This window comes from Chryseobacterium oranimense (genome assembly GCF_900129755.1).
Lineage (GTDB): Bacteria > Bacteroidota > Bacteroidia > Flavobacteriales > Weeksellaceae > Chryseobacterium > Chryseobacterium oranimense.
Genome location: NZ_FQWT01000011.1, coordinates 1 through 11,494 on the forward strand (window position 1 = coordinate 1; position 11,494 = coordinate 11,494).

Below are 11,494 nucleotides of genomic sequence, written 5' to 3' on the forward strand. Positions count from 1 at the left end.
CATAATAAATATATTGTTAATTTCTAATATGTTTTAAATTAAAAATTTATATAATGAAAAATTTATTTATCATAACCGCATGGATATTATCTGGGACTGTTTATTCTCAAATAATCGTTGGAGATGCAATAGGAACTGCTCCTATCAATAACAAATCATCAGTACTGTTAGAATTCGCAAATACAAACAATAAAGGAATTTTATTACCCTACGTTAGGCAAAAAACAAGTATCCCTACTGAAGGATCAATAATTTTAGATGTTACTGATCCTACTAATGCAAGAATAAAATTTTTTAATAATACCCCTTCTACTACAGATCATTGGACTGATCTTAGTGGCCAAGGTGCAGATGTCAGTTTCTATTTAAATAGTCAACCTACAATGTCGCAAATAACGGAAGACAGTAATGCTAGATCCATTATAGGAGCAAATTTTACAACAGTAAATGATGGTGTTCTAGTATTAGAATCCTCTACTAAAGCATTAGTGTTACCTGTAGTTTCCGATGTTAACAATATTCCAAGTCCCTCACCAGGAATGATGGTTTTTGTAAACAAAACAGGTACAAAACGATTAGCTGTTTTTAATGGTAGTAAATGGAGCTTTTGGAAACCATAAATATTGACTGTTATAATTTATTATCCTATTTCTACCATACCAAACTTGGAAATATGAAAAAGCCCGGTCAAAAAGCTTAAAAAACTAATAATAAAAATAGACAGTCTTTAGAACTGTATAAAAACACAAATTTCTCCCGAATGTATGTTGAGAGAATTTATAATTCTCCTCAACATACATGAGTAGGCGAAGCCGATTTATGCGCAATCTATTAAATCCAAATACCTTAACAGCTTCTCCCTGTTCTCTGCCGGAGATTGACCCGGATATTTTTTTATTCGATTCTCACAGCATTAGAAAAGCTCTTTATACTTACCGTATTGTTCAATTCCCATTTTTTCTATAATAAAATCTTCCATGTGAATATCTCTTTTTTCTCTCACGTAACGGGTAAAGGATAAAATGCTTTTACAGGTTTCAAATCCTTTGGACTGCATATCTTTTCTAATATTTTCTTGCAATCCCTCTAACCACTCCGTATAATCCTCAAAACTTGGTTCTATGGGTAAATTATGATATAGATAACTGGCGTTACCATAAGAAAATAATAAGGAATGATATTCTTTGTCTTTATCAGCAAGATTATTAATAAAATTTTCCTGTGCTGTATTGTATTGTTCTAAGGGATGTTTAGCGCTTATTATTTTATAAAGATAAATTTTCAGGTCTGTTTATAGTCGGAAAAAACATCACTTTTTTTGTTTTGCTTTATATCCGTTGCCGTAATCTATAAGGGATTTACTGTCTTCAGGATTAGTTTTCTTCCATTCTTTTAACACTTCATTCTGAAACTGGTAATTTTCCCATTGCTCCTTTAATACGATAACATTTCCGTCCTTGCCGATTTCCTGAAGGACTTCGCTCCTGATCTCCTGTTTTGTCCTTACGCTCTCTTTATACCATTTGATTCCGGAATATGCCCCGAAAATACCCAATCCCCAACCTGAGAGCATGACAAATAAAGAAGTATATAATACCGGCTTGTAATGCTTAAAATAATCTTTGTAAGATTCGAGCTTCTTCAGATCTTCCGGAGATATACCTACCTCAATACCGGAAACATTTTTTTTAAGCTCCTGTACTTTCCGATCAAAGATGTCGGAGACCTCCATACTAAGCTCCTGCATGGATGCAGATTCGGAATTGAGTTGTGAGATTTGCTTTTCAAGTGCGCTTGTCGTTATTTTTAACTGTTCCAGTAGTTCCACAGGGTTAAGCCGCGGAGAACTGGCATTTTGATTGTTGTTCTGTTCTTCCATAATTTTTATATTTTGTTTACTACTTTATAATGACATTCCTCTGTCTTTGGTAATATTCCTGGTTACACTTTTTGTTACTTCCAATGCTATGTTTTTAGGAGTAAGTTTTGTAAGTTCCAGGGCGATTTCCTTAATCTTTAATTTCGGGTCGATATCGCTTAATTTAAAACCCTGTTTGGTTACTTTTTCCAAAACTGAAGGATTCATGTTGATATCAGCTTTCGGGATGATCCTTGCACCGTTTAAGCCTTTGGAGTTCTCGCTGATCTGCATAACGTAACCCCTTTTATCCATTCTCAATACAAGATCGCCTAAACTTCTGCTTTGCCCTTTTTCCTCAAGAAGTACATTTTTTATTTCTGCTTTCTTCTCTCCAGTGATCTCTTGTGCCGTCTTCCAGTTCCGCTCTTTGGATAATACTTCAGCGTGTCCGGATGCTCTTTCTCCTATATTATGGCTCGTTACCTGATTTTTACCGTGATAATCTATCCTGTTCGCTATAATATGCAGGTGCTTATCGTCCGTAGATTGGTGTAGATGCACTAAATATTGATTGTTCTTACCGATTCCCTCCTTTTTTAAATAGTCCTCTGCCAGTTTCCCCCATTCCTCCAGAGTTAAATCTCGGCTGTATTCTTTTGGGGGCGATATCACAGCAGTAACGTATTTATTCTCCGTTCTTGTATTCAGATCGGCAACCTGTTTAAATTCTTCAAACAGTTCTTTCGGCTTCTCTCCGGATAGACCGTTCCGGCACACTTCCACGCTCTGCTCCTTGTCGCTCTGTTGGTACTGGATAGATTTGGAGCTTACATTTCTCGTTGATGCAGAGATTACCATTTGATTTGTGTTTTAATTCCTTTGATGGCTTCCTCGATCTCCCTGAGCAGTCCGGCTCTTTCTTCAGGAGTGAAAATTTCCTTTTTCATGTAATTCCCAATTCTCCGGAAATTCGTTGCATATTCCGTCAGCATGATGTTTTTTTCATACTCCGGAAGTTCCCTATCAAGCAGAATAATTCTGCTGTAATCCGTGAGCTTCAGCTTTTTTTTATCCGCTCTTTCTTTTAGCTTTTTCATTTCCACAGGAGTAAATCGAAGTGCTAAACGCTCCGATTTTGGGGCATTGAGTTTCGGGCGACCTCCGAGCTTTCCTCGTTCTCGATATTGGTTTTGTCTATCAATCTGCTCAAATTCTTCTCTAAATTGCGCTTCCCAATCTTCTGTGTTTTGATCTTCCATAATTGGACGGTTTTTTTTATTTTTACTACTCTAAATTTTTCTTCTGATTTAGAAAATTTATAATCAACTTTGGCTCTCCATTTCGGAGAGCTTTTATTTTTTCTCCTTTGTTTTTTCCGACTATATAAAATCTAACTATGTAGGTATATCCGTTAAAAGTGTACTCTAATCATTAGCGGTATGTTTGTCCGTTTATGACGATAGGAATGAACCAAGTTGTCCTTTTGTGGCGAAAATCGAAGCGATAGCGTAGGTTTTTGACGTCAAAAGGTACTACTTGCCCTTACTATATACATAATTTTTACCACTAATTTACACATTTCTGCATTACCACGCAACACAAGCGCATTTTTTATCAGAGTACAGCTCACCAGTTCCGGAAGATCGCCCAGCTCTACCCACTCAGAAAATGACTTAAAAAAAGTAATACTTCAGATCAGCTCACCCCTCAGAACCGAAATAAAAACATTCCAAACATTCTGCAAAAAAATAAAGGGGAAAAATAGAAAAGCTGAAGGAAAAAATCAGCACCATTCCGGAAACGGTATCGCTCCGATCACAGCACCGGACAGCTCATCATTTCAGTACTCAAATAATAGAATTTATCTATCACAATTATTATGCAAAGCATAGCAATCGCCCGCCCAAGCCAACTTGTAAAAGTTTGTTTTTCGTTTTTTTGTTTTCCTTTCACTCCGCATGACAGAATGACAGGAAAAATTTTCGTTCCAATAGATCAGATAAAATTCCTTTTGAGCAAACGTATTTTTAAAATATTTATTATTTTATCTATTTTGTTATTTTAAGACCTTATAACTATCTATTACACAAATGATTACATAGTTAAAAACCAGTTTTTATAAGTTAAAAACCAGTTTTTATAAGTTAAAAACCAGTTTTTATAAGTTAAAAACCAGTTTTTATAAGTTAAAAACCAGTTTTTATAAGTGTTAAAACAGATATTATAAAACAGTATTGTTTTTATTACTGGTTTTTATATATTTGTATAACAATCTTGATATTATGGAATTAATGGACGTCAGCAAAAACGATAAACTAATTTATCAACACAATGTTATTACTTCAGGTCGCTATGACTACTCTGCCTGTATGCTTGATATTCTTTTTATGGTGCTTTCCTGCCTTAAAAAAGATAAATTGGAATACACTATCCATGTTCATGATATCGAAGCGATAACAGGCCGTAAATGGAATTTAAAGCAATTAAGGGAAGCGACTGAAAGTATAGGCTCTCGGATGTTTGAAATTGAAACTCCGAAAAAGATTTCTCAATTATGGTTATTCTCAAAAGTTGATTATTTAATTGGGACTGGTTCTTTTTCAGTAAAACTAAATGATGAAGCTCTGCCCTATTTTTTTGAACTGAAAAACAATTTTACTGCTTTACAGTTAAAATCCGTTTTAAATTGTTCCTCAAAATATGCAAAACGCTTATATGGTATTGCTTGTCAATGGCGAAGTATAGGAAGTAAGCGTTTCGAAATTGAAGAACTTAAAAAAATGCTCGGACTGATCGACAAAAAAGGGAATGAGCAGTTTGAAAGAATAAGCCAGTTCAAAGAATATGTTTTAGATATTGCTAAAAAACAAATTAATGAAAATTCAGATATTGAGATTGATTTTGAACTTAAAAAGAAAGGTAGATCTTTTGAATGGGTAACTATACATATAAATTCTCAAAAGTTTAAACAGTTAGAAATTGATTTTGAAAAACCTTTAAATGTTCAAAAATTCATATCAAAACTTGTTACTTATGGCTTAAATCAGGAACAGGCAGAGTTGATTGCCGGAAAAGAAAAAGAAAAGGATTTTGACATCTTAATTACAGAACTGAACGAAAAGATCAGACAGAGAAAACTGAAAATTGATAATTCTGTGGGTTACTTGATTGGTGTATATCAGAAAAAAGGAATATTACCCGTAAAAAATTAAAGCATGAAAAATTATACAACTAAAGAGGTTGCAGCACTTTTCGGCGTCAGCGAACGGACAATTCAGCGACACATAGCGACACTCATAGAAACTTTAAAAACACCCAATAATAAAGGATTTACAATCCCAGAAGATACTGTAAACCTGCTATTGTCGCGACACTACAACGACAAAACAACGACAGACAGCGACACAGAAAATTCAGAGTTTCCACACGTTGAATATTTTACTGAAGAAGAATATGAGGAATTTAAAAAACGTATAACAGAATACCCATTTTTAAAAGAACAAATTTCCATTTCAAAAGAATATTTAGAAAGTCTAAAATCACAAATAGAGTATTTCCGGATGTCTTACCATAGGCAGTTAGACATCCACGAAAAACTCATTGAAAGTGTAAAAGAACGCAACTTTATTGAAGCGAAGGAAAAAGGATTAGATCACTAATCCTTATCCTTTTTCTTCTTTTTCAGATTAGTAATTTCCTTAACTACTTTAATAGTGATAAATATCACTCCCAATAACTGATTAATCAGTTCTAAATCAAAATTATTCATTGTATAAAATTTTTAAAATTCATTGCTCAGGGTTTTAATCCCTGAAAACGGCTGACTTCAAATATAACCTCACATTAAAGCCTTTGCCGGTTTGCTTAATTTCTTCTGGAACAAATAGAAAAAATCTTCAGTTCTCCCGAAAGGACACGTTTTTGTATTTCTCTACAAATACCATGAATAAAGACTTTGCAAGTATATTGCATGGTTTCTAATAAAGTTGTGACGCATTCGGAGCATGGTTGTGAGATAAAGATAAATTTTGCTGATATCGTCTGTTCCGTAAGGTATCACCACCTTTCAAAAAGTTCTGTTACATTAAAATAGTCACCATTTTTTTGACCCAATTTTGCGCAATTCTTTTGCCTGATAAATTTTGAACTAAGGAGCAACGAATGACAAGCGTTTTGAAAAAACGAGCAGTCTGAGGAAGTGACGGCTGAAAAATTTCACTGGATGGATATTTAATTTTTCTTTCTTAAATTCGCACCAATAACATTTACGGTAAAAAATTAAAGCATTTGCTTTCTTGTCTTAGAAAACTGGCATTTTCAAAGAACACAAGAATATGCAATGCTCACGCTCCGGCATGGGTTTCTATGTTTATTTGTGTTCGGGTATGCCAGTACCTCTAAGGCAGTAGACATAGTTCCACGCTTTTTTTGTGCCTAAAAATCAAGTATGAAATGAATCAGTTTAAAATACGACACATTTTGTCGCTGTTCTGATATAGTTTTACCGTAAAATACTCGAAAAAATATGGGGTTTTTTACCTATTTCGGAAATGAATATTTTTATTTATAATTGTCGCCAAAATCACAATTCACACAATGAGAAATTTTTATTTTAAATACTTTTTCCTCTGTTTAGGCCCTTTGGGATTCGCCCAGATTCCTAAGTTCCCGACTATGGAAAATCCCAATCCCTCCACTTTTCAGAATTATTCTGATCAGAAATTTACCAATCTGAAAATAATACTGTTCCCTCAGTTCTCCAGAACTACAACAGTACTCCTCAATCATACCAACAGGATGTAAAAGATATCAGGCGGTTTGAACAGGAACAGACAGAAGCCGAAAGAGCTGTACGTTTTTCAATAAGTTTGTGTATTCAAAACGTAATGCGTAACTTTACAGCATACAATTTTTTTCACAAATAGCAAAAAGTAATGATATATTCCATAACGCATAAAGGATTAAAAAAATACTGGACGAAAGATGATGTTAGTAAATTACCTTCAGAAATGGTTGATAGAATACGTGAAATTTTAGATATTATTGATAATGTTGAAGAAATACCACAAGATTTTGACCCTTTTAAGGGGCTTAGATTGCATCCATTAAAGGGGAAATTAAAAGGTTTTTGGTCTGTGGATGTGACAGGTAATTATCGCATTATTTTTAGATTTGAAAATAAAAATGCTTATGATTTAGATTTATTAGATACTCATTAAGAATTGTAGAAACTGTAAAATAAAATTTTAATTATATGAAACCTTTAATCCGTGCTATTAAGCACAATACGCATCCTGGTGAAATTATTTCGAGCCAGATTATTAAACCCAATAAATTAACTGTTGAAAGAACTGCTAAACTCTTAGGTATTACACGACCCACTTTATCCAATATTGTTAATGGTAAAAGTGTAATTACTCCCATTATGGCAATAAGAATTTCCAAAGTTTTTGGTGGTAATGCAGAGTTTTGGATTCGCTTACAAACCTCTTATGATTTAAGAGAAGCTGAAAAAGAGTTTAAAGAGAAGCATATTGAATTAGATAAATTCGAATTTGCTTAGATATTAATAATAAATTTGTTATATTATAAATAAACAAAAAAGACAGAATTCTAAAAAACTGTCTTTAATTAAGATAACAATATAATTCTCTCTCATCAGAAATGATAATCTAAAGATAAAAAAATAATTGTAAATTCAGTTACTTAAAAAGTAATATTGTATGTACAAAGATATACATATAGGCCATTTAATCTTAGTAAAATGGAAAGAATTAGATTTCTCTATTGAAAGGGCTTGCAATTTTTTTAAAATAAGTAAAACAGATGTTGAAAATATGTTCTCACAAAAATCATTAGACACCGAGTTGCTCTTGAAATGGAGCAAATTACTAGAATATGATTTTTTCAGAATATATAGCCAACATCTTATTCTTTATTCTCCACCAAGTAAAAGAACCAATGCTGAAAGTTTGAAATCAAAAAAACTTCCGGAATTTAGAAAAAATATTTATACACAAGAGATCATTGAATTTATATTAGAGCAAATAAACTCTGATGAAATGAGTAAAAATGAAGTAATAGAAAAATATAAAATTCCAAAGACTACATTACATAAATGGATTAGTAAATATTCAAAATGAGACCAGATTATAAACGCATCTATCTTGATATTCTTCAAAAAAAATATCCAGAAAAACTTGATGAATGCAAGCCAATTCTTTTGAATGATAATCTTTCATCAATAGATATAAATAAACTTAATGAAATTATTTTTGGAAAAAAAACAGAGAATCAAAAATTTAAATCTTATAAAAGATCAGATATATTAAAAATTTTAGATTATCAGAAAAAGCATAAATTAAATAACATTCAATTGGCGAAACATTTTAAGATGAGTAGAAATACAATAACAAAATATAAAAAAATATACAAATAATTTTTTAAAAATTATTTGTAGATTAGTATGAGCTAACAATTTTAATCTTTTTTTTAATAAAAACCTAACCACACTATATAGTTAGATTTTATTTTGAATTTATATATAATATTTACTTATCTTTTAAAGATTGGGACAAATTAATCTTCTCTTTCTCTATAAATTCTTCAGATTTACCGTTATTGTCTACTACTACATTAAAATTGTCTTTTTCTGCATCAAATAAAATAGTAGTGTGAAATAAAGGGCACTCGTGTTGTTTACATCCAGTTACTTTATAAATTGTATTTTCAGAAACTATTGGTGTTTCTGTATTAAAGTTTTCTATAATCTCTTTATACTTACTCCCTACAATTTTTTTTAATCTTTTTGATACTTCAACATTATCAAATAAATTAATTTCATGAGGGTATTTTCCTACATTTTTTGTTATAGCATTTTCATATAGTAATTTAGAACTAATAGAATCATTCACTTTTTTAATCGTGTTGGAGCCAATATCTTTACTTTTTTTATCGTTGCAAGATAAAATAATCAAAAAAGACATTAAAGAAACAGTTAAAATTTTATTTTTCATTGTATTAAATTATTAGTTCTATCATTATCGAAAATCATTCAAAAAAAATATATAGACTTTTCAAATTTTTCATTCATCCAAAAATAATTTTCAAATGGAAAAATTTACTGTTAAAAAACATTAAATTTGCAAAAAAAACATTATGAAAAATAAATTTACTCTACAAAAAAAACTTGCTAGACCTCTTAACACGATTATATTTTTATATTTCTTAATTTTTAGTAATCATCTATTTGCTGATGGATCAAAAGATCTTTATCCTAATGGTGTAACAGGTTTACGTGCATATCTCCGTTCTAGCACACAGGCAACGGAAAATTGGCCATTCCCGAATGAAGGAATTCATTATGTTTATGCCAAAGAAGGAGAGAGAATTACTTTGGCTTCTAGTTCTCAAATTAATGGTGGTAATTCTAAAATTCGCTTATATGCTCCCAATGGATCAATTGTAGTTAACAATAATACTATTGCTGGACAAATCCCCAACAGATCATCAGAAATAGCTGGTCCTCAGTTATTTGGTCAAACAGGTGGAAATAGATATACTCCAATATATTATCAAGTTCCTGCAAATGGTGCAGGTATTTATAGAATTGAATTTGTTTCAAGAGGTACTGCAGACCCTCAAGCTACATTTAATGCTAATGACAACTGGGTACAAGATGATAAATCAGGTATTATGGCATGGGACATTTCTGTGATTAACCCTAACAATACTGCTTTTATTTCTGGACGGGTTTATACCAATGTACTAAACCTTAGTCTTGGTTTTACCAATGTTAATAGTAATGGATTTTATGGTATTGTATATCCGCTTACTAAGGATGGGTATACATATCAGGTTAAAAATAATGGACAAAATGGAATTCATTTTACTTTTTTTACAAATAATAATGGATTTTTAAATCAGAATAACCAACTGCCAGTCTACAAAAGTTTAAATGGTTCAACTCCTTCTTTTTTAAATGGGAAAGTACATAATCCTAATGATGCAGATACTCAAAAGAATATTACTCATAAAATTTTCTATACAAAACCTGCCACAGATTTGCCTTCTTCATCTGTAGGAGCAGTTCCTAATGGAAATACTTGGCTAAAAAACCCAGTGACAACACCCAATGTTAGTAATGTATCTGTAGTCGGAGTAGAAGGTACTAATGGACAAATAAGCAATAAAGGAGGTTATATAAAATTTAATGCAGATGTACAAGGTAATTATAATATTACTATAGAAAGTACACCTACAAACCCTAACTTTGTAACAAGAGTTCTCACAGGAGCTTCTTCTGCTGGAGCAAACCAAATTTACTGGGATGGTAAAGATGGAAACGGAAATGCTTCGCCTGTAGGTACGTTCCCTGTAAAAATTACAATCCGATTGCAAGGTGCTGAAGTTCATTTCCCCTATATAGATGTGGAATATAATAGATTAGGAATTATTATAGAACTGTTAAACTATGCTAATCTAAATCAGGTAGTTTCAGATATTGTTTACTGGAATGATGTTGACATTCCTAACGCAAATTCTGGAAATTCTTCTTCTCCTAAGAACAATAGCCACCTTCCACCAGCTAATAGTATAGGTATTAGCAGTAACGCTAATGGACATAAATGGGGGCTCAATGGAAATGGATATACTAATACTTTTGGTAATGAAAAATCAATCGACACCTGGACTTTTATTAAAGCTCAAGAACAAACAACAAACTCCCAAGTGGTTGTTAAAATCGCTGATTTAATGATTAATTCAGTTACCCCAAATAACATTATTGCCTATGATGGAGATCAAATTACCTATACTATAAAAGTAAAAAATGGCGGACCAAGTAATGCATTAGGAGCTCCTTTTACATTTAAAATTCCTAATGGATTAATGCCACAAACCATTACATTTTCTTCAAACAGTTGTGGAAACGAAAGTGTTCCTTTGAATTATAATCCTGCAACAAATTCATATTCTTCAAAGCTCAATCTTCCTAGTAATTGTGAAATTACCTATACTATTACTTTAGTAGTTAGTAATTCTGCTATTGCAGGAACCCAAATAGTAGTAGCTTCTATTTTACGTCCTAATGATATAACAGATCCAGATGCAACAAATCCTGATATTATGATCCCTCCTACAGATGCTCAATATGAATGTTCCAATAATGGTTTAGGAGGATCTTGTAATAATATCAAAACAAATAATACAGTAATGGTATCTCTTGTATGTTACAATCCTATAATCAATAATAATATTGGAATCCCTGCTAATTTTGGAGTAACATTATTGAAAAGAGCCGGAGCAAACAATGGAGGTTGGCCAATGAACAGAAATTCTGCATATATGGTTTTGGAATCTAATACTAAAGGATTTGTGATTACAAGAATGACTTCAGATCCTACACAGACTTTCGCTGCAAATCATATTAGTAAAATTACTAATCCAATAGAAGGAATGATGGTTTATGATATTTTCGGTAAATGTTTGAAAATTTATGCTGACGGGGATTGGAAGTGTTTCTCTAAACCTGCTTGTCCATAATAAATATATTGTTAATTTCTAATATGTTTTAAATTAAAAATTTATATAATGAAAAATTTATTTATCATAACCGCATGGATATTATCTGGG

14 protein-coding genes are annotated in these 11,494 nt (G+C 31.9%); 9 read left to right on the forward strand and 5 right to left on the reverse strand.

Going from position 1 to position 11,494, the window contains the following annotated elements:
* The first annotated feature begins 53 nt into the window (after window positions 1-53).
* Entirely contained in the window at window positions 54-620 is a 567-nt protein-coding gene (locus tag BUB03_RS21405; protein WP_062703506.1) for a hypothetical protein, read from the forward strand.
* Between the two features lie 293 nt (window positions 621-913).
* Here the strand turns inward: BUB03_RS21405 and BUB03_RS22005 are convergent, their stop codons facing one another.
* The 4 genes from BUB03_RS22005 to BUB03_RS21725 all read right to left on the reverse strand — a co-directional run bounded on the left by BUB03_RS22005 (window position 914) and on the right by BUB03_RS21725 (window position 3,120).
* Window positions 914-1,057, reverse strand: coding sequence for a hypothetical protein (locus tag BUB03_RS22005; RefSeq protein ID WP_157845095.1), 144 nt, complete (start codon window positions 1,055-1,057; stop codon window positions 914-916).
* Window positions 1,058-1,309: 252 nt separating this feature from the next.
* Complete coding sequence (locus BUB03_RS21410) at window positions 1,310-1,879, reverse strand: hypothetical protein (protein WP_062703504.1); 570 nt, start codon at window positions 1,877-1,879, stop codon at window positions 1,310-1,312.
* Between the two features lie 24 nt (window positions 1,880-1,903).
* The gene (locus BUB03_RS21415) at window positions 1,904-2,719 is read right to left on the reverse strand and encodes a relaxase/mobilization nuclease domain-containing protein (RefSeq protein ID WP_062703503.1); all 816 of its coding nucleotides are present in this window, start codon (window positions 2,717-2,719) and stop codon (window positions 1,904-1,906) included.
* Window positions 2,713-3,120: a plasmid mobilization protein gene (locus BUB03_RS21725; RefSeq protein ID WP_115951730.1), complete on the reverse strand. Its 408-nt coding sequence runs from the start codon at window positions 3,118-3,120 to the stop codon at window positions 2,713-2,715. The genes BUB03_RS21415 and BUB03_RS21725 overlap by 7 nt, the downstream gene beginning before the upstream one ends.
* Window positions 3,121-4,143: 1,023 nt before the next feature.
* On the opposite strand from BUB03_RS21725, the gene BUB03_RS21425 reads away from it, so the two are divergent.
* The 7 genes from BUB03_RS21425 (at window position 4,144) to BUB03_RS21455 (ending at window position 8,300) form a co-directional block, all read left to right on the forward strand.
* A complete protein-coding gene (locus BUB03_RS21425) occupies window positions 4,144-5,073 on the forward strand; it encodes a replication initiation protein (RefSeq protein WP_062703501.1) in 930 nt (309 codons plus the stop codon).
* A gap of 3 nt (window positions 5,074-5,076) precedes the next feature.
* A complete protein-coding gene (locus BUB03_RS21430; RefSeq protein ID WP_062703499.1) occupies window positions 5,077-5,520 on the forward strand; it encodes a MerR family transcriptional regulator in 444 nt (147 codons plus the stop codon).
* A gap of 937 nt (window positions 5,521-6,457) precedes the next feature.
* Complete coding sequence (locus BUB03_RS21435; RefSeq protein WP_062703497.1) at window positions 6,458-6,664, forward strand: hypothetical protein; 207 nt, start codon at window positions 6,458-6,460, stop codon at window positions 6,662-6,664.
* A 131-nt stretch (window positions 6,665-6,795) separates the two neighbouring features.
* The gene (locus tag BUB03_RS21440) at window positions 6,796-7,080 is read left to right on the forward strand and encodes a type II toxin-antitoxin system RelE/ParE family toxin (protein WP_062703495.1); all 285 of its coding nucleotides are present in this window, start codon (window positions 6,796-6,798) and stop codon (window positions 7,078-7,080) included.
* A 35-nt stretch (window positions 7,081-7,115) separates the two neighbouring features.
* Window positions 7,116-7,424: a HigA family addiction module antitoxin gene (locus BUB03_RS21445; protein WP_062703493.1), complete on the forward strand. Its 309-nt coding sequence runs from the start codon at window positions 7,116-7,118 to the stop codon at window positions 7,422-7,424.
* Between the two features lie 160 nt (window positions 7,425-7,584).
* Window positions 7,585-8,004: a transposase gene (locus BUB03_RS21450; RefSeq protein WP_073067011.1), complete on the forward strand. Its 420-nt coding sequence runs from the start codon at window positions 7,585-7,587 to the stop codon at window positions 8,002-8,004.
* Window positions 8,001-8,300 carry a hypothetical protein gene (locus tag BUB03_RS21455; protein WP_062703509.1) on the forward strand — a complete coding sequence of 100 codons (300 nt, stop codon included), beginning with the start codon at window positions 8,001-8,003 and terminating at the stop codon, window positions 8,298-8,300. Before BUB03_RS21450 ends, BUB03_RS21455 begins: the two co-directional genes overlap by 4 nt.
* A 112-nt stretch (window positions 8,301-8,412) precedes the next feature.
* Here BUB03_RS21455 and BUB03_RS21460 read toward each other — a convergent pair whose 3' ends face one another.
* Complete coding sequence (locus BUB03_RS21460; RefSeq protein WP_062703508.1) at window positions 8,413-8,877, reverse strand: hypothetical protein; 465 nt, start codon at window positions 8,875-8,877, stop codon at window positions 8,413-8,415.
* A 142-nt stretch (window positions 8,878-9,019) separates the two neighbouring features.
* Here BUB03_RS21460 and BUB03_RS21465 point away from each other — a divergent pair, with 142 nt between their 5' ends.
* Window positions 9,020-11,404 carry a DUF11 domain-containing protein gene (locus BUB03_RS21465; protein WP_062703507.1) on the forward strand — a complete coding sequence of 795 codons (2,385 nt, stop codon included), beginning with the start codon at window positions 9,020-9,022 and terminating at the stop codon, window positions 11,402-11,404.
* Window positions 11,405-11,494 lie beyond the last annotated feature (90 nt).